Raw genomic sequence first — 18,927 nt, forward strand, 5'->3', positions numbered from 1 at the left:
ACTTTGGATTTTTATCCGTTGATCCTGATACCGGAGAGAATTTATTTGGTGCAGGTGCTGTTTTAATGATTATAGGCTGGATGATTTTAGGAATTTTAGGCTCTTATGGAGTTGCTTGGTTTGGTATTCGTATGAATACTTTAGCAAACTCTCGTATGGCTTTTGCTTCCCTTGAAAGAAAACCAATCAAATTATTAAATATTCCTCTGAATGCAGGAATGAGTATAGGTGTTGTCCTAATCTCTTTAGAGCTTACCATGATGCTCATTATTTTAATGTTTGTTCCCGGTGAGTATGCCGGTGCCAGCTTTATTGGTTTTGCCATTGGTGAATCTCTTGGTGCTTCGGCTTTACGTATTGCCGGCGGTATCTTTACTAAAATTGCTGATATTGGTTCAGATTTAATGAAAGTAATCTTCAAAATTGGCGAAGATGATCCTCGTAATCCCGGTACTATTGCCGATTGTGTTGGTGATAACGCCGGTGATTCTGTTGGACCTACTGCCGATGGTTTTGAAACTTATGGTGTAACAGGTGTTGCATTAATCTCTTTTATACTTTTAGCTATTACTAATAATCCGCATTTACAAACACAATTGTTAGTGTGGATTTTTGTTATGCGTATTTTAATGATTATTACCTCTATTGTTTCTTTTTGGGTTAATGGAGCCATAACAAAAGCAAAATACAATGATGTTGATGATTTGGATTTTGAAAAGCCTTTAACTTCTTTGGTTTGGATTACCTCAATATTTTCTATAGGTGTTACTTTCCTTGCCAGTTATTTTTTGATTTCAGATTTACCAAATGATTTGTGGATTAGTTTATCTGTAATTATCAGTGCAGGTACATTAGGTGCAGCCTTAATTCCTGAGTTTACAAAACTGTTTACCAGTCCTAAGTCAATCCACGTAAAAGAAGTTGTTGAAGCTTCTAAAGAAGGTGGAGCTTCCTTAAATATTCTTTCAGGTTTAGTAGCCGGTAATTTTAGCGCGTTTTGGCAAGGTATGGTATTTTTCTTCTTGATGTTTATTGCTTATTTTGCTTCCACTTTTGGTTTGGGAGATATGATGATTTATCCATCTATTTTTGCTTTTGGTTTGGTTGCTTTTGGTATGTTGGGTATGGGTCCTGTAACTATTGCTGTTGATAGCTATGGGCCTGTAACAGATAATGCTCAGTCTATCTATGAGTTATCTTTAATAGAAGAAAATAGAGAAGCTGTTACCGCCGAAATTGAAAAAGATTTTGGTTTCACTCCTGATTTTGAAAAATCGAAATACTATTTAGAGGCAAATGATGGAGCCGGAAATACTTTTAAAGCAACCGCAAAACCAGTTCTTATTGGTACTGCAGTAGTTGGATCAACCACTATGATATTTGCCCTTATTTTAACTATACAGCATACTTTAGGTGTGGAACCTTCATCTGTGCTGAATTTACTTAACCCATATACAATTTTTGGTTTCTTATTGGGCGGTGCTGTTATTTATTGGTTCTCCGGAGCCAGTATTCAGGCTGTAACTACTGGTGCAAGCCGTGCTACAGCATTTATTAAAGACAATATTAACCTTGACCCTAATGCTCCGAAAAAAGCAGATATTAAGACGTCAAAAGCTGTTGTTCAGATTTGTACGCAATATGCGCAAAAAGGGATGTTGAATATTTTTATTGCTGTATTTAGTTTCTCTTTAGCATTTGCCTTCCTTTCTGCTCCAACAGAAAATTCCGTACTCCCTGTTTCTTTATTTATTAGCTATTTGCTTTCTATTGCCTTCTTCGGATTGTATCAAGCCATTTTTATGGCCAATGCGGGTGGTGCTTGGGATAATGCTAAAAAAATAATCGAAGTAGATATGAAAGAAAAAGGAACTCCATTGCATGACGCTTCTGTTGTAGGAGATACTGTTGGTGATCCGTTTAAAGATACTTCTTCCGTTGCGCTTAATCCTGTTATTAAGTTTTCTACTTTGTTTGGATTATTGGCAATGGAAATTGCTATTTCTCCTGCATTTACAGGAATAGCTATTTATTTGGGTCTTGCTTTCTTAGCTGTTGCACTTTATTTTGTGTACAGATCATTCTATAAAATGCGTATTAATAACTAATCGTATTGATATTATAAATCTAAGGGCGACTTTATTTAAGTCGCCCTTTTTTAATGCTTAATAAAGAATAATTAGCAAAGAAATTTTATTGTAAATACCTTGATATGCAGCTCTGTATGCTATGTAATTTTGATTAATACTAAACTATGTTAATCATTTCACATTTTGTCGTATTTAAACTTTTTTTAGCTTAAAGATTTATACCTTTGCTACGCAAATTTAATTAACATTCACATAGTTCTATTTAATTTTAAAAAATGATAAGCAATAATTTTGAAGCTAGACATATAGGCCCGAGAGCTAATGAAATAGCCGCAATGTTGAAAAAAGTAGAGGCCAACTCATTGGACGAACTAATTGAACAAACGCTCCCTAAAGGATTACAATTAGAAAAACCACTTAATTTACCGGAAGGGATGAATGAATACGAGTATATTCAGCATCTTAAAGACTTAGGAGCGAAAAATAAATTGTTTAAAACGTATATCGGAATGGGTTATTATAATACCATCACTCCGGCAGTTATTCAGCGTAATATGCTTGAAAATCCGGGATGGTATACATCTTATACTCCTTATCAGGCAGAAATTTCTCAAGGTCGTTTGGAAGCCTTGTTGAATTTTCAAACTTTGGTTTCTGATTTATCGGCAATGCCTTTGTCAAATTGTTCTTTACTCGATGAGGGAACATCTTCTGCCGAAGCAATGATAATGTCTTTTAACGCTCGTCCTCGTGCTATGGCAAAAACTGGAGTGAAAAAATATTTTGTCGATAATCAACTTTTCCCTCAAACTAAAGCGGTTTTAGAAACACGTTCTAAGCCTTTAGGAATAGAATTGGTTTATGGTGATTTTGATTCTTTTGATTATAGTAAAGACTTTTTTGGTGCTATTGTACAATATCCAAATGATAAAGGAGAAGTAAAAGATTATAGTCGGTTTGCCGAAAAAGTACATGCTCAAAATGGAGTATTAACTGTTGCCGCCGATTTGATGAGTCTGGTTCTTTTAACTCCTCCCGGTGAATGGGGCGCAGATGCTGTTGTTGGTTCTACACAACGTTTTGGTATTCCAATGGGCTATGGTGGTCCACATGCCGGTTTTTTAGCAACTACCGAAAAATATAAAAGAAATATGCCCGGTCGTATTATTGGGGTGTCAAAAGATGTTTACGGACGACCTGCTTTACGTATGGCTCTGCAAACACGTGAGCAACATATTAAACGCGAAAGGGCGACTTCAAATATTTGTACAGCTCAGGCGTTGCTTGCTTCTATGGCGGCAATGTACGCCGTTTATCACGGTCCTGAAGGAATAAAAGCTATTGCTGCTGATATTCATCAAAATGCTGTGGCTTTAGAAAGTGGTTTGGAAAGCCTTGGCTTTAAGCAAAGCAATGAAGTCTATTTTGATACTTTGAATATTGTTGATGTTGAAAATATAGATACTATTCGTGAATTGGCTGAGGAACGAGAAATCAATTTCCGCTATACAGAAAATACCATTGGGATTAGTATAGACGAAACAACTAGTATTGAAGATTTAAACGATATTCTTGAAGTTTTTGCTTTGGTAAATAACGAGAATGAATCTATAGCAATGGACGATGAGGTGATGGAGGGCATTATTCCTGAGGCTTTTAAACGAAAGTCAGTATTTCTTGAACATCAGGTTTTTAACAGCTATCATTCCGAAACGGAAATGATGCGATATTTAAAAAAACTTGAGATTAAAGATTTGTCGCTTAACCGTTCAATGATTCCTTTAGGATCTTGTACTATGAAATTAAATCCAGCGGTGAGCATGTTCTCTTTGAGTTGGCCGGAATTTGGAGCTATTCATCCTTTTGTTCCGGTAAACCAAGTAGAAGGTTATCAGGAGCTGATTAAAAATTTAGAAAGCGATTTATGTGAAATTACGGGTTTTGCTGCAATGTCGTTTCAGCCTAATTCTGGTGCTAGTGGAGAATATACGGGTCTTTTAGTAATTAGAGCGTATCATCAAAGTCAAGGAAATTTCGATCGTAAAGTTTGTTTAATTCCATCATCGGCACACGGAACTAATCCGGCAAGTGCTGTTATGGCAGGCTTTGATGTGGTGGTGGTAAAAGCCAACGAAAAAGGAGAGATTGACATGGACGATCTTAAAGCAAAAGCCGAAGCTAATAAAGAAAAATTAGGTGCTTTAATGATAACTTATCCTTCTACTCACGGTGTTTTTGAAGCTTCTGTTTTAGATATTATGGATATTATTCATAATTATGGTGGACAGGTTTATATGGATGGTGCAAATATGAATGCACAGGTTGGTTTAACTAATCCTGGTCGTATTGGTGCCGATGTTTGCCATTTGAATCTTCATAAAACATTTGCTATTCCTCATGGTGGAGGAGGCCCTGGTGTTGGTCCAATTGGTGTTGCTGAACATTTAAAACAATTTCTTCCCGGAAATCCTGTTGTTGAAGCAGGTGGAGAAAATGCAATCTCAGCAGTAGCATCTGCTGCTTTTGGTAGTCCAAGTGTTTTACCCATTTCTTATGCTTATATTAAATTATTGGGTGGCGAAGGTTTAACAAATGCTACTAAAATGGCAATTCTTAATGCAAATTATTTGAAAGATTCACTAAAAGAAGATTATCAAATATTATATACCGGCGAAAATAATCGTGTTGCACACGAAATGATTTTGGACTGTAACAGCTTTATGCACTCTGCCGCTTTACCTGTTATTGATATAGCTAAACGGTTAATGGATTATGGATTCCATGCTCCAACAGTAGCCTTCCCCGTTCACGGAACTTTAATGGTTGAGCCAACAGAGAGTGAGCCTCTATCTGAGTTAAATCGTTTTATCGATGCTATGCATTCTATTCGTGAAGAGATTCGTGAAATAGAAGATGGTAAAGCTGATAAGGAAAATAACTTAATTAAAAATGCTCCTCATACAGCCGATTTAATAGCTTCTGATGAATGGGATTTTCCATATTCACGTAAAACTGCAGCTTTTCCAAGACCATGGTCTAATGATGATAAATATTGGGCTCCGGTAGGAAAAATTGACGATGCTTATGGCGATAGGAATTTATTCTGTACTTGTGCTCCCGTGGAAAGTTATGAAGAGAAATTTTCTATAAAGACATTAAACTAATTGTCTTTTTAAGATAGATTAAAGCCGATTTTTGAATCGGCTTTTTTAATATATACCGGATTTTGTAATCCTTATTCTAAATGCTATTAGGGATGAAAATTTGGGTTAAAATTATTTTTAGGCAGTTTGCTACATTTTTGTTTAATTTGTAATAATTAGAACAAGGTGATGAATAAAATATTATTTTCGATAATTGTAGTTGCTATTTTTGCTTTGACTAACTCGTGTAAAAAAACATTAGATCCATCTAATAATGATGGAATATCATTTCTTGTAAGATTGCCTTCTATTGCTCAGGCTAGGTTTGAAGCTCGATGTGTTTCGGAAGATATTTTCTTAGACCAAGTTAAAATTCAGAGTCCAAGTGCACTATATGTTAGCGAGGAGTTTAATCATCAAAGAATAGCAAAAAATGAATTTTTTTTCTTTGGAAATAATGATGCTGAGGATGGTTTGTGGCTAATTACATTTGTTGGAACAAGCGCTATAACAAATAAGGAATTTAACATAATAGTTCCTTATGAGATACTAATTGCGGTGGATGATACAGATGAATAATTTATAATGGTAAATAAAACAAAAGAGACAACTCGGGATAAATTACATCAGATTATATTTGAGGCAGATACCCCGTTGGGTAAAATGTTTGATATTTTACTTTTGGTGTTTATTATGCTTAGTGTTTTTGTTGTTATGATTGATAGCGTACCACAAATTCACAGCAAAATGTCTGATTTATTTTATGGTATCGAATGGTTTTTTACCATTGCTTTTACTATTGAATATATTCTTCGGATATATACTGTTAATAAGCCTTTTAAAAATTATATCTTTTCTTTTTATGGCATAATAGATTTGCTGGCTATTCTTCCTACTTACCTGAGTATAATAATTGTTGGAAGCCAATATTTAATGGTTATTCGTATTTTTCGTATGATACGTATTTTCAGAATATTAAAACTCGGACGCTTTGTTGGTGCTACAGAATTACTTAAAAATTCTTTTATGGCAAGTCGCCATAAGATATTAGTATTTCTTGAAGTTGTTATGACCGTTGTGTTTTTGATGGGCTCTTTAATGTATTTGATTGAAGGTCCGGAGAGTGGCTTTACCAGTATTCCGCGCGGAATATATTGGGCGATAGTAACTCTTACAACTGTTGGTTATGGCGATATAGCCCCCGTTACGATTGCAGGACAATTTATAGCTTCAATTGTAATGATTTTAGGTTATGCTATTATTGCTGTCCCCACCGGAATAATTACTGTTGAAATGCAAAAAGCAGAAACTAAAAGTCAACGGTTAAACACTCAGGTCTGTGATAATTGCTACTTTGATAAACACGATGATGATGCTAAGTATTGTAAACGTTGCGGAACTAAGCTTTAGAAGGATTTCTAAATAATTTTCATTCAAATATCTTTTGAATTAAAAAAATATATCTTTGCCGACTAAAAAAAAAGTTGATGATTAGGCATTTAAATCTTATGAATTTTGACGATGAGATTTCTCAAGGTATAGTTCTTGTCGATTTTTGGGCTCCCTGGTGTCAACCCTGTTTAGATCAAAATCCGGTTTTAGATGAAATTGCAAAAGAAGTTGCCAATATTGCCGATGTTTTTAAAGTTGATGTTAACGATAATAAGGTAATTAGTAATAAGGAGGGGGTTAGAAATATTCCTTTACTTATTCTGTATAAAGATGGTAAGGCTGTAGCTCGTTATCAGGGTATTCAATCAAAAGAAATTATTATTAAGTCTATTTTAAAACTAATATAAAATTTATGATATTATTAGAAGCAAATTTAAAATTAATTTTACCCGTAGCTCTTTTAGGAGTAGTGGTTATATTTTTAATATATCGCATGTACAAAATGCGAGATTTATTGACTTCTGGTGATGCTCCTGAATCCAGTGTGCATACTTTGATTATAACAGATACTAATTTTGATAAAATAATTTCCAAAGGAATTACTTTAATTGATTGTTGGGCTCCGTGGTGTGCTCCCTGTAGAATACAAGGTCCTATCATTAACGATTTAGCTAATGATATGGCAGGGGAAGTCCAAATAGGAAAATTAGATGTTGATCAAAATAAACGTGTAGCAGCAAAACTGGCTATTCGTAATATACCAACCATTTTTATTTTTAAAGATGGAGAAATGCTTAAGCAGTTGGTTGGTGTTAAACCAAAATCTATCTTACTTAAAGAAATCAAAAATTATCTTTAAATCAGGCACTTAGATTAGAGGACATTTTAAAGGAGGAATAACGGAATGTTAATAAACCTTAATTTATCGAATTTTTACAATTGTTATTCTAATAACGATTGTATTAATTGCAAATTAATTTACTTTTGTCACTTCATTATTGTGATTTTATCATAAACGAAATTTTTTTAATTATGTCGTTAAAGCAGAAATCTTTGGATTTGAAGCATCGTATGAGAGAAGCTCTTTCCGGTGGTGGTTCAAAGGCCATTGAAAAACAAAAAGCAGGTGGTAAGCTAACTGCTCGAGAACGTATTATAGCTATTCTTGATCCTAAATCTTTTCATGAGTATGATCTATTTGTTGAGCATGCAGCAAGAGATTTTGACATGGATAAAAAATATTTAGCCGGTGATGGTGTTATTATTGGTACAGGATTAATATACGGACATCCGGTTTGTATTTATGCTCAGGATTTTACCGTTGCAGGAGGATCTTTAGGATATGCTCATGCTAAGAAAATTACTAAAATCATGGATCAGGCCATGAAAATGAAAGTGCCTTTAATCGGAATTAACGATTCTGGTGGAGCACGTATTCAGGAAGGTGTAAATTCTTTGGCAGGTTATGGAGAAATATTCTATCGTAATACTCAGTCTTCAGGAGTTATTCCGCAAATTTCTGTTATTCTAGGGCCTTGTGCCGGAGGTGCTGTTTACAGTCCGGCATTAACCGATTTTGTTTTTGTGGTTGAGAAGATTTCTAAAATGTTTATTACCGGTCCTGAAGTTATCAAAACAGTATTAGGTGAAGAAATTTCTATGGAAGCTCTTGGTGGAGCAAGAGTTCATGCCGAGAAAACTGGCAATGCTCATTTTTATGCCGAAAGCGAGCAAGAGTGTTTTGATCAGATAAAACAACTTTGTACTTATATTCCTTGGAACAATACTAAAAAAGCTGATAGTTTCCCAAAGAAGCCACCTAAAACACGTTTATATAAGATTGACGATATAATGCCGAGTGACCCTCGCCAGCCTTATGATGTTCGTCATATTATTAAATCTTTGGCTGATGATTCCGAATTTTTTGAAGTTCAGGCACTTTGGGCAGCAAATATTGTTATTGGTTTTGCTCGTATTGATGGTCAGACAGTTGGTATTATTGGAAATCAGCCACTTGTTTTGGCAGGTGTATTAGATGTAGATTCCTCTGATAAAGCTGCTCGTTTTATCCGCTATTGCGATGCATTTAATATTCCACTTTTAACTTTGGTCGATCTTCCGGGTTATTTGCCCGGTGTAGATCAGGAGCATGCAGGAGTAATTCGTCATGGTGCAAAAATATTATATGCTTATTCCGAAGCAACAGTGCCTAAATTAACTGTTATTATGCGTAAAGCATATGGTGGAGGATATATTGCTATGTGTTCTCATCATTTACGTGCCGACTTTGTTTTTGCTTGGCCAATGGCCGAAATTGCTGTTATGGGTCCTGAGGGTGCTGCAAATATTATCTTCAGAAATGAAATTAAAAATGCAAAAGATCCTGATAAAATTCGTCAAGAAAAGATAGAAGAGTATAAACAAAAGTTTGCTAACCCGTATGTAGCCGCTGCTTATGGATATGTTGATGCTGTTATTGAGCCATCCGAAACACGTAAGATGTTGATACATGCTTTGGAAATTTCTTCTTCCAAATCAGTTGTTATTGCAGATAAAAAACATGGTGTTCCACCATTTTAATCTTTAGATTATGGCTAAGAGAAAAAAGAAGATTAAAAAGGTAAATGCTGAAGAGAAATTTGATGCGTTTTATATCGAGAATTCAGTGTACTATACTCGTATCCCCGATTCATACAAAAATCGAGAGAGTTATAAGCCGCTTAATACTAAGGTCTTATTAGCATTTATTCCGGGTACTATTCGTGAAATGCAAGTGAAAGTTGGAGATGCTGTTATACGTGGAAATAGACTGATGATTTTAGATGCTATGAAGATGAATAATGAAGTTAAATCTTTTGTAGATGGAAAAGTAAAGGCAATCCATGTAAAAGATGGTGATATGGTGAGGAAAAATCAACTTTTAATTGAATTTGAATAAAAGAAAACTAAACTAAACAACTTCTTTATTTAAAGCGTATTTATAGTTCTGCTGTATATACTTTTTCGTTATGACGAACGTTGTGAAATATCTGACTAAAATAGAGAAATATATTTTTCGATAAGGAGGTATTAATCTTATCTTGTTGATAATAAATGCTATAGTTGTAAACTTAACCCGTTTTAAATAACTCTTACTCCTGTCTTTTATATTTCTCTATTGTTTTATAGAATTTACTTGGAGAAACATTTTCCATCATTTTAAAAACGCGTAGAAAGGAGCCGTAGGAATTAAATCCTGAGTCAATAGCAATTTGCTCAAAATTAGATACTGTTTCTTTTTCTTTAGCTTGAGTAATAAGCTTTTTAGCTTCTTGTATACGGTAGGAATTAATTAAGGACCGGAAATTCATACCAAATTGCTTGTTAATCTCTGCCGATAAATAGGTGCGATTGGTTTTAAAAGTATTGCACAAATGGTAAATATTGATATCTGAATTTAAATATATTTTGCTTCTCATTAAATAGTCTTCTATATCTTTTTTCAATATTCGAACATCTTCTTTGAAATTTTCTGTTTTGACAATTTCTGCTGTATTGTACACCTCTTTCTGACGAAATCCATATAAACCCAAGATGTAGAAAAATGCTCCAAATGTAAAATAAGATACAGCTATTAATAACTCATGTGATGCTAAATTATTATTTCGCATATAATGAATAACAATATTTAATATAGCTACGCCAAACAATAAAAATCCTATGCCTTTCACCCAATTCAACTCTTTGGTATAATCGGTTGGAAAAATATTTAATATCAGAACTCTGTATTTTGAATAGCATCGACTAATCAAAATCAGATAAAAAATGGAGGATAAAAGATAATATAAGCGTCCGAAACCAAAAAAGTAATAACCAAATACAAATTTACTCCCCTCTAATAGTTTTCCATTTAGTAAATTTATCATAAATCGCTTTTCCTCTTCATCATTCATCCATATTTTGCTGATAATTAAATAGATGATAGATAGTAGTATAGGCATGGCATAATGAATAAAATATTTCCAATTATATTCTACTTTTTCTGCTGTGATTGTACGGAAATAAAGATAAAAGAGAGGAAATAGTAAAGGTACTGCCAAGGCTTGAATAGGAAATAAGACGGTATAGAAATCGAGATGACCCTGAAATTTAGCATAGGTCATAATATAAACAAAACTTGCTGCTGCCATCAAAAGCATTAAATGACGCTTAATGGGTTTTTTATGCATTCCTGACATGACCATCGCAATTAACCACGATAAGGGGGCATATACAGAGAATAATAAGGCGGCAATTTTTATCTCAAACATCGTTTTTACTAGTCAAAACAGCAATTTACTTTACAAAACAGCAATTTATTTGTATTTAAAGTTGTGTAAAACAAGCCTTTGTAAAGTATTGCTATTTCGTATAAAGATATTGTTTTTTTGAACACTAGCAAATATATCTCTTTTTTATGTTTGAATTTGAAAGGGCAGATTTAAAAACTCAGAACTCCTCGCCATTGTTTGTCATTATTTAACGTTAATTATTATTCATAAAAACAAAAAAACATGGAAAAGAAATTTTATTTTTTAATTAGTCTATTCTTGCTTTTGGGCTTTACTTCTTTTGCTCAATTTCAGGAAGTAGCGCAACTTTCGGAATATCCTGTGGTTGCCCATAATTCTTATGATAAATTTGGTGATGCAGTGGCCGTTGATGGAGATATTGTTGTAGTTGGGAGTGTTTCCCGTGAAGATAAAGGTGCTGCTTACGTTTTTTATAATAATGCTGGAACGTACGATACTTTAGCAATTCTAACAGCTTCTAATGCGGCTATTGATGATGAGTTTGGTAGTTCGGTGAGTATTTCTGGCGATGTTATTATTGTTGGAGCTCCAAATAGTGATGTAGGAGGTGCCAATTCAGGTTCAGCTTATATTTTTGAAAAGCCTTTATCAGGTTGGGAAGATATGACTGAAACAGCAATAATTGCTGCATCAGAGACTGATTTTGCTGATTATTTTGGTATTTCAGTAAGTATTTCTGGTGATGTGATTGTTGTTGGAGCGGATTATATGGCTTCCGATGGTGCCGCCTATGTATTTGAAAAGCCAAGTTCAGGAGGCTGGGTGACCACATCAACACATAATGCAAAATTAATATCTTCTGATATTGGTTATGGTGATCATTTTGGCATTTCAGTAAGTATTTCTGGAGATGTAATTGTTGTGGGTTCCTATCAAGATGATGATGGAGGTAATGGTAGTGGTTCTGCTTATGTCTTTGAGATGCCTTCTACTGGTTGGGAAGATATGACTCAAACCGCTAAATTACTTGCTTCTGATGATGATGCAGGTGATAATTTTGGGAAATCTGTCTGCATTTCAGGAACTACAATTGTAATTGGAGTTTTAGGTAAGGATTATGATCGTGGTGCAGCGTATGTTTTTGAAAAACCAACTGGTAGTTGGATTAATGCAACTGAGACTGCCAAATTAACGGCTTCCGATAGAAATGGAGGTGATAATTTTGGGAGTTCAGTAAGCATCTCAAGTGACATTATTGTTGTTGGGGCAATTTACGATAACAGTGATAAAGGTTCTGCTTATGTATTTGAAAAGCCTTCAGGAAGTTGGGTTACAGCTACTGAAACAGCAAAGATAACAGCTTCAGATGCTGCTGACGGCGATCAGCTTGGTGTATCTGTAAGTATTTCTGGCGAACGAATTGCGATAGGAGCTAATAGGGATGATGATCACGGTAATTGGAGTGGCTCAGCCTATATTTTTGATAAACCTTCTGGTAGTTGGGCTAGCGATACCGAGACCGCTAAATTATATCCTCGAAAATATATTTCAACAAAGAATTTTAAGATGGGTGGCGCTGTGGCTCTTGAAGGCAATATAGCTGTTATTGGTAATGATTTTGACTATGGGAATTTTGTTGAAGTTTTGGAATTTGATGGTCTTAACTGGACGAAGATAGCTGTTTTAAAACCAAGTGATGGTGCCCATGGGGATAAATTTGGTTTCTCTGTAGATATAAATAACGATATTATTATGGTTGGATCCTATATGCATGCAGGTACAGGAGCTGCTTATCTTTTTGAAAAACCATCAACAGGTTGGGAAGATATGACAGAAACAGTAAAATTACTTGCTGATGATGCTGCCGCCGATGATTATTTTGGTTATTCTGTAGCATTAGGTATTGGTTCCTTAGGGACTACTGCTGTTGTTGGTGCTTGGAATGATGTTGTAGGTGCAATCCAATCAGGATCAGTTTATGTTTTTGAAAAATTTGGTGCTGAATTGTCTAGTATGTCGCAGTCTGGACAATTAACAGCTTCAGATTTAAGTACAGCAATTTATTTTGGGCGTTCAGTAAGTATTCAGGATGCTACGATAGCTGTTGGTTCATCCAATGCTTATGATGCTGGTCATGGTACACGTCCGGGAGCCGTTTACGTTTTTGTAAATACGGGTTTAGCTTGGGGTAATGATACAGAAACAGCTAAACTTCTTCCCTCAGATGGAGGAGATACAGATTATTTTGGAAATTCGGTTAGCTTTTCAGGTGATGTAATTGTCGCAGGAGCATATAATGATGATGATAATGGATCAAATAGTGGTTCTGCTTATGTTTTTGAAAAACCAATATCAGGTTGGGCTAATGCTACTGAAACAGCGAAACTAAGGGCTTCTGATGCCGCATCTTCTGATGAGTTTGGATGGTCTGTTAGTATATCTGGTAATAACGTTGTTGTAGGTTTAGGTCTCTATAGTAATTCTCAAGGAGCAGCTTATGTATTTGAAAAGCCTTCAGGAAGTTGGACTACAGCTACTGAAACCGTGAAATTAACAGCTGCTGATGGAGAATCTAATGACGCTTTTGGAAGCGCTGTTGCTATTGTAGATAATTATATTCTTGTTGGAGATTCTGAAAATGAAGTGGATGGATCGGCACGTGCTGGTTCCGCCTATCTTTTTCAAGCTCCAATAACATGGACAGGTGCAACTTCTGCCGTATGGAATACCACTACAAACTGGGATTTTGGAGTTCTTCCTCAAGATTATGATGATGTATTTATTGACAATGCACCAGCAAATCAACCAGAAATTACAGCTTCGGCAGATTGTTACGATATTGAACTGGAAGCAACGGCCACACTTGGTTTAGTATCAGATGCTTCATCTACAGGCTCTTTAATTATTGGAGGAGCTTATACTGGAGCCGCAGATGTTGAATTTCAACGCTATATGGTGGGTAACGAATGGCACTTAACGGGTTCTCCTTTTAGTGATTACTTGATTTCTGATTATATCTCCTCATCAAATTTAGTGAATGATGCTACAAATTATAAAATGAAAGATTATGTTGAAAGTTCTGACTCTTGGGCTTCTGATTATTTAGCAAGTGCAGCTGGAGTTATGGTTTTGGGTAAAGGCTATGTTGTTAAAAATGCTACAAGCGGAACAGCCTATTTCCAAGGCACTCCAAATACAGCTACTGTAAATGCAACGCTCACGCGTGATGGAAATGGTTGGAATCTATTGAGTAATCCATTTACAAGTGCTATTGCGGCTAATATAGACGGAGGTGCAAATAATCTATTAACGGATAATACTTCTGTTTTAGATCCGAGTTATACAGCTTTGTATATTTGGGATGAAGCTTCAACGAGCTATAAAATTATTAATCATGTTTCTAGTAATCCTGCTGAAGAATTTGATCAAGATTATTTACAAGTTGGACAAGGATTTTTTGTGAAATCAGTCAGTGGGGGAGGCAGTTTTACGATAACTCCTTCTATGCAAAGTCATCAAATATCTTCTGCATTTAAGAAGATAGCAAATACATCTTGGACAGGAATTTTACTTAGTGCAGAAACCACAGAAGCAAAAACAAGCACACAGGTTTCTTATCAAGAAAGTATGACTAGAGGTTTGGATGTTGGTTATGATGCAGGTTTATTCAATGCAAACCCAAATTTTGCTCTTTATAGCCAATTAGTGGATGATAATGGTGTAGATTTTATGGTGCAATGTTTACCCACTGATTACGAACATTTGATTGTTCCTATAGGACTTGATGCAGAGGCAGGAAGTGTTATCACTTTTAAAGCAGAAGTAAGCAATTTGCCCGAAGATTATGTAGCTGTTTTAGAAGATAGAGAACTGGGTGTTTTTACTGCTTTTGAAACAGAGCAAAGTGTTTATACAATTACTTTGGATGAAGCCAATACAGGAACAGGTCGTTTCTATTTGCATACAAGTTTTAAATTTGCGCTTGCTGCAGCCGATTTAGATCGACTTAACTTCAGTGTGTACGCTCAATCTGCTAATAATCAACTTTTGATTAATGGAAGTATAGAAGAAAATACAACTGCAAAGGTTTATGATATCCAAGGAAAATTGGTAAAAAGCTTTGATCTGCAATTAGGCACCCAAAATCGTTTGATGTTTAATGAGCAGTCGGGTATTTACATTATCCAAATTAGCAATAGCAAAGGTATTGTGAGTGAGAAAGTAAATTGGGTGAAGTAAGGAAAGGATAAGGTGATGAAGTGGAGAAGGGGTGAGCATATATTGCCATTTCTTCTTCATTTCAAACATCACCCATTTACATCGACTCGTCGGTTGACGGAGAGATATCTTTAAAACATAACAAATGGATTTCTCTCTTCGCTTGAATGACAGAATGGAAATAAAAAGAAAATAAAGGTAAAATAAAGAAATAGGCAAGGAGTTGGAGTTTATTCCATGTTTTTCTGACTTTGAGCCTGTTTCAAATAAAATAAAGAAAAAATGAAAAATCAAAATAGCAAACAAAAAAAGATAACTCGTAAAGAAGCTATAAAGAAAGTTGGTACTTATGCTGCGTTTACGGCATTAGGAACAATGGTATTATTAAGTCCAAAAGCATCACAAGCGGGCTCAACTACACCTGAAGCTCCTAAGAAGGAGAAGAGATAATTGGCTTAAAAATTACCCCCATGCCTGATTAGGCAATAAATTTGCGCATAAACCGGTAGGATAGGGGTCTGCCGGTTTTTTAAGAAATTGAGCAAAGTGGAAGGGGATAACCATCTTGTTTAGCCGATTGTAATCAATCGGCTTTTTTGATATAAAAAAACCGATAAGATAATCTCTTATCGGTTTGTATCGTAATGAACGGGTTTCTTACAAAAGAGGTTCTAATTTTCCTACAAGTACTTGTTTTGGAACAGCACCCACTTGTTTGTCAACTATTTCTCCATTTTTAAAGAATAAAATAGTTGGAATATTTCTGATGCTATAACGACGAGCAATTTCCGGATTATTATCCACATCGAGTTTCCCAACAATTGCTTGTCCTTTGTATTCATTTCCTATTTCTTCTACAATGGGACCTACCATACGGCAAGGGCCACACCAAACTGCCCATAAATCAACAATTACGGGAACGTCTGATTTTAATACTAATTCGTCAAAATTTGCATCGGTAAATTCAAGTGCCATGTTTTCTATTTTAAGATATTTTTAAGGCTCAAAGATAGAATATTTTTGTTTTCAAAAAGCCCGAAAAAAAGGATTATTCTTCAATTGTTCTCATCAGGTTTATCATTTCAATGGCAGTAACTGCAACATCAAAACCCTTATTCCCCGATTTGGTGCCAGCACGCTCTATGGCTTGCTCTATACTGTCGGTAGTTAAAATACCGAAAATGACCGGAATCCCCGTTTCTAAAGAGACATGTGCAATACCTTTTGATACTTCTGCTGAAACATAATCAAAGTGTGGAGTAGCTCCACGAATGACGGCTCCCAAGCAAATAATGGCATCGTATTTTTTTGTTTCGGCCATTTTTTTTGCTACAAGTGGAATTTCAAATGCACCGGGAGTCCAAGCTATTTCGATATTCTCTTCAGAAGCGCCATGTCTTTTTAAAGCGTCGAGACTACCGTCTAATAGTTTGCTTCCGATAAATTCGTTAAAGCGACCAATAATAATCCCAAATTTATGATTACCAGCTTGTAAATTTCCTTCTAATGTTTTCATTTTTTTTATTTTTTTAATTTTGTTTTTTCAATATGTAATCCGTGTAAGATATGTCCCATTTTCAGGGCTTTAGTTTTCATATAAAATTGATTTTTTTCGTTGTGATTCATTTCAATATGTACTCGTTCAACAATGTTAATTCCATAATCTCTAAGAGCATTAATCTTATCGGGATTATTTGTCATTAATTTTATTTTTTGAACGCCCAAATAGTTCAGAATTTCACCGCTTATGGTGTAATTGCGCATGTCGGGAGCAAATCCCAAGGCTTCGTTAGCTTCTACGGTATCCATTCCGGCATCTTGTAATTTATAGGCTTTTAATTTATTCATTAAGCCAATGCCTCTTCCTTCCTGACGGAGATAAATTAAAACTCCTCTTCCTTCTTTTGCAATGCGTCTCATCGCTTCGTTTAACTGTTCGCCACAATCGCATCGTAAAGAGCCAAAAACATCTCCTGTCAGACATTCGGAATGCATCCTCACTAAAACGGGTTGATTGTCTTTAATATCTCCCATTACTAATGCAATATGCTCTTTTCCTGTTATTTTATGCGTAAAACCATAGGCTTGAAAATTACCGTGTTTTGTGGGCATTTCTACTTTAGTTATAAAATGAGCCATGCTTTCTGTTTTCCTGCGGTATTCAATTAAAGAGGCAATACTAATGAGTTTTAGATTGTGCTTTTCTTTGAATTTTATAAGCTCGGGAAGTTGTGCCATATTGCCGTCTTTATTCATTATTTCGCAGATAAGACCTGCGGGTTTTAAACCCGCAATACGAGTTAAATCAACAGCTGCTTCTGTATGACCTGCACGCTCAAGAACGCCATTTTCTTTTGCAACTAAGGGAAATATATGCCCGGGTCGATTAAAGTCGACACCTTTAGAAGCAGGGTTTAGCAATTGCTCAATAGTAAATGCACGTTCAAAAGCTGAGATACCTGTTTTGGTTTCTTTTGCATCTACAGAAACAGTAAAAGCTGTATTATGTGGATCGGTATTGTTTTGCACCATAGAACCAATTCCTAATGCGTTTAATCGGGCGGAAGTCATTGGAGTACAGATTAGTCCTCGACCGTGAGTAGCCATAAAATTGACAGCCTCAGGAGTAGCAAATTCAGCAGCCATTAATAGGTCGCCTTCATTTTCTCTGTTTTCATCATCAACAACAATGAGCATTTTGCCATTTTTAATATCAGCTAATGCTTCTTCAATAGAGTTAAAATGTTTGTTCATTATAAATATCCGTTTTCGGCTAAAAAGTCCATATTTACTTTGGAAGGTTTAGCTTGAGTTAAATTTTCTTTTTTATCTATGTTTAAAAAGCGCATAATATATTTACCAATCATATCGGTTTCTAAGTTGACAAAATCGCTGATGCGTTTTTTAAAAAGTGTTGTTTCTTGCGAAGTATGAGGGATGATACTGACTTGAAATTCTGTGTCTCCAACATTGATAATGGTTAATGAAATACCATCAATAGCAATAGACCCTTTGTTTAGCATTTGATTAAGTAATTCTTTAGGTGCTTCTATGCTAATTATTGTTGCAATATCTTCTTTTTTAATGTTGCCTATTTTGCCTATTCCATCTATATGACCGGAAACGAGATGTCCTCCAAGTCGGTCGGATAATCGCATGGCACGTTCTAAATTTACGGAGTCGCCCAATTTTATTTTGCTGAAATTTGTAAGCTTTACGGTTTCAGCCATAATATCTACGGTAAAGTTTGAGTTTGTTCGCCCAATAACAGTGAGACAAGCGCCATTTGTGGCAACAGAATCCCCGAGCTTTATATCGCTTAAAATCTTTTTTGCTTCAATGCTAAATTGATAGGAATTAATTCCTTTTGCGATCTTGCTTATTTTTCCAATTTCTTCAATTAATCCGGTAAACATTAGGTATAGGCTTCTATTAATAAATCGTTTTTAATTCTTTTATAGGAAAGGTTTTTTAATTCGATGACTTCGCTTAAACTTGCAAAGCCATCACCTTCCATTCCTGTTTTTGCGCTTTTCCCTCCAATTAGTTTTGGAGCAAGAAAAGCATAAACTTTATCCACTAGTTTTTCTTTGGCAAAACCGAAGTTTACGGTTCCTCCGCCTTCAACCAATAAGCTGTCGATTCCTTCGTCACCTAGTTTCTCAGTGAGAAAATTCAGATCGATTTTTCCTTCTTTTTTTGGACAGACAAGTACTTTAACTCCAAGATTCTCCAGCTGTTTTATTTTTATTGATGGTGCTTGCTTTGTTGTGGCAATCCAAGTTGGTGCAATACTGATATTTAGAATTTTGG

At 35.2% G+C, this 18,927-nt stretch carries 16 protein-coding genes; 10 read left to right on the forward strand and 6 right to left on the reverse strand.

Annotated elements, in window-relative coordinates; genetic code table 11:
• From J7K39_08160 to J7K39_08195, 8 genes are all read left to right on the forward strand, one after another.
• Positions 1-2,108, forward strand: a 2,108-nt coding sequence (locus tag J7K39_08160; protein ID MCD6179863.1) for a sodium-translocating pyrophosphatase, incomplete at its 5' end; no start/stop codon positions are given.
• A 257-nt stretch (positions 2,109-2,365) separates the two neighbouring features.
• The gene (gene gcvP / locus J7K39_08165; protein MCD6179864.1) at positions 2,366-5,254 is read left to right on the forward strand and encodes an aminomethyl-transferring glycine dehydrogenase; all 2,889 of its coding nucleotides are present in this window, start codon (positions 2,366-2,368) and stop codon (positions 5,252-5,254) included.
• A gap of 168 nt (positions 5,255-5,422) precedes the next feature.
• On the forward strand, positions 5,423-5,812 hold the full coding sequence (locus J7K39_08170) for a hypothetical protein (protein ID MCD6179865.1): 390 nt from the start codon (positions 5,423-5,425) through the stop codon (positions 5,810-5,812).
• A 6-nt stretch (positions 5,813-5,818) separates the two neighbouring features.
• Positions 5,819-6,643, forward strand: coding sequence for an ion transporter (locus J7K39_08175; GenBank protein MCD6179866.1), 825 nt, complete (start codon positions 5,819-5,821; stop codon positions 6,641-6,643).
• Positions 6,644-6,720: 77 nt separating this feature from the next.
• A complete protein-coding gene (locus J7K39_08180) occupies positions 6,721-7,032 on the forward strand; it encodes a thioredoxin (protein ID MCD6179867.1) in 312 nt (103 codons plus the stop codon).
• A 95-nt stretch (positions 7,033-7,127) separates the two neighbouring features.
• Positions 7,128-7,484, forward strand: coding sequence for a thioredoxin (gene trxA / locus J7K39_08185; protein MCD6179868.1), 357 nt, complete (start codon positions 7,128-7,130; stop codon positions 7,482-7,484).
• Positions 7,485-7,657: 173 nt separating this feature from the next.
• Positions 7,658-9,205 (forward strand): acyl-CoA carboxylase subunit beta, encoded by a 1,548-nt coding sequence (locus J7K39_08190; GenBank protein MCD6179869.1) that lies wholly within the window; start codon positions 7,658-7,660, stop codon positions 9,203-9,205.
• Between the two features lie 10 nt (positions 9,206-9,215).
• Complete coding sequence (locus J7K39_08195; protein ID MCD6179870.1) at positions 9,216-9,563, forward strand: acetyl-CoA carboxylase biotin carboxyl carrier protein subunit; 348 nt, start codon at positions 9,216-9,218, stop codon at positions 9,561-9,563.
• Between the two features lie 193 nt (positions 9,564-9,756).
• Here J7K39_08195 and J7K39_08200 read toward each other — a convergent pair whose 3' ends face one another.
• The gene (locus J7K39_08200) at positions 9,757-10,914 is read right to left on the reverse strand and encodes an AraC family transcriptional regulator (protein MCD6179871.1); all 1,158 of its coding nucleotides are present in this window, start codon (positions 10,912-10,914) and stop codon (positions 9,757-9,759) included.
• 243 nt (positions 10,915-11,157) lie between these two features.
• Here J7K39_08200 and J7K39_08205 point away from each other — a divergent pair, with 243 nt between their 5' ends.
• Positions 11,158-15,135, forward strand: a complete 3,978-nt coding sequence (locus J7K39_08205; GenBank protein MCD6179872.1) for a T9SS type A sorting domain-containing protein — start codon at positions 11,158-11,160, stop codon at positions 15,133-15,135.
• Between the two features lie 261 nt (positions 15,136-15,396).
• Positions 15,397-15,564 (forward strand): hypothetical protein, encoded by a 168-nt coding sequence (locus J7K39_08210; protein ID MCD6179873.1) that lies wholly within the window; start codon positions 15,397-15,399, stop codon positions 15,562-15,564.
• 207 nt (positions 15,565-15,771) lie between these two features.
• Here the strand turns inward: J7K39_08210 and trxA (J7K39_08215) are convergent, their stop codons facing one another.
• From trxA (J7K39_08215) to J7K39_08235, 5 genes are all read right to left on the reverse strand, one after another.
• Positions 15,772-16,089 (reverse strand): thioredoxin, encoded by a 318-nt coding sequence (trxA, locus tag J7K39_08215; GenBank protein MCD6179874.1) that lies wholly within the window; start codon positions 16,087-16,089, stop codon positions 15,772-15,774.
• 73 nt (positions 16,090-16,162) lie between these two features.
• The gene (locus J7K39_08220) at positions 16,163-16,630 is read right to left on the reverse strand and encodes a 6,7-dimethyl-8-ribityllumazine synthase (protein ID MCD6179875.1); all 468 of its coding nucleotides are present in this window, start codon (positions 16,628-16,630) and stop codon (positions 16,163-16,165) included.
• A 5-nt stretch (positions 16,631-16,635) separates the two neighbouring features.
• Positions 16,636-17,868 (reverse strand): bifunctional 3,4-dihydroxy-2-butanone-4-phosphate synthase/GTP cyclohydrolase II, encoded by a 1,233-nt coding sequence (locus J7K39_08225; protein MCD6179876.1) that lies wholly within the window; start codon positions 17,866-17,868, stop codon positions 16,636-16,638.
• Positions 17,868-18,530, reverse strand: a complete 663-nt coding sequence (locus J7K39_08230) for a riboflavin synthase (GenBank protein ID MCD6179877.1) — start codon at positions 18,528-18,530, stop codon at positions 17,868-17,870. Before J7K39_08230 ends, J7K39_08225 begins: the two co-directional genes overlap by 1 nt.
• On the reverse strand, positions 18,530-18,927 hold a 398-nt coding region (locus tag J7K39_08235), incomplete at its 5' end, for a dihydrofolate reductase family protein (protein MCD6179878.1). The genes J7K39_08235 and J7K39_08230, both read right to left, overlap by 1 nt.

The organism is Bacteroidales bacterium (genome assembly GCA_021157585.1).
In the GTDB taxonomy this organism is placed as follows: domain Bacteria; phylum Bacteroidota; class Bacteroidia; order Bacteroidales; family UBA12170; genus UBA12170.

Excerpts from the sequence above, each read along its gene's own strand:
- gcvP (MCD6179864.1), top strand. The coding sequence starts at position 2,366 with ATGATAAGCAATAATTTTGAAGCTAGACATATAGGCCCGAGAGCTAAT.
- J7K39_08170 (MCD6179865.1), top strand. The coding sequence starts at position 5,423 with ATGAATAAAATATTATTTTCGATAATTGTAGTTGCTATTTTTGCTTTG.
- J7K39_08175 (MCD6179866.1), top strand. The coding sequence starts at position 5,819 with ATGGTAAATAAAACAAAAGAGACAACTCGGGATAAATTACATCAGATT.
- J7K39_08180 (MCD6179867.1), top strand. The coding sequence starts at position 6,721 with ATGATTAGGCATTTAAATCTTATGAATTTTGACGATGAGATTTCTCAA.
- trxA (MCD6179868.1), top strand. The coding sequence starts at position 7,128 with ATGCGAGATTTATTGACTTCTGGTGATGCTCCTGAATCCAGTGTGCAT.
- J7K39_08190 (MCD6179869.1), top strand. The coding sequence starts at position 7,658 with ATGTCGTTAAAGCAGAAATCTTTGGATTTGAAGCATCGTATGAGAGAA.
- J7K39_08195 (MCD6179870.1), top strand. The coding sequence starts at position 9,216 with ATGGCTAAGAGAAAAAAGAAGATTAAAAAGGTAAATGCTGAAGAGAAA.
- J7K39_08200 (MCD6179871.1), bottom strand. The coding sequence starts at position 10,914 with ATGTTTGAGATAAAAATTGCCGCCTTATTATTCTCTGTATATGCCCCC.
- J7K39_08205 (MCD6179872.1), top strand. The coding sequence starts at position 11,158 with ATGGAAAAGAAATTTTATTTTTTAATTAGTCTATTCTTGCTTTTGGGC.
- J7K39_08210 (MCD6179873.1), top strand. The coding sequence starts at position 15,397 with ATGAAAAATCAAAATAGCAAACAAAAAAAGATAACTCGTAAAGAAGCT.
- trxA (MCD6179874.1), bottom strand. The coding sequence starts at position 16,089 with ATGGCACTTGAATTTACCGATGCAAATTTTGACGAATTAGTATTAAAA.
- J7K39_08220 (MCD6179875.1), bottom strand. The coding sequence starts at position 16,630 with ATGAAAACATTAGAAGGAAATTTACAAGCTGGTAATCATAAATTTGGG.
- J7K39_08225 (MCD6179876.1), bottom strand. The coding sequence starts at position 17,868 with ATGAACAAACATTTTAACTCTATTGAAGAAGCATTAGCTGATATTAAA.
- J7K39_08230 (MCD6179877.1), bottom strand. The coding sequence starts at position 18,530 with ATGTTTACCGGATTAATTGAAGAAATTGGAAAAATAAGCAAGATCGCA.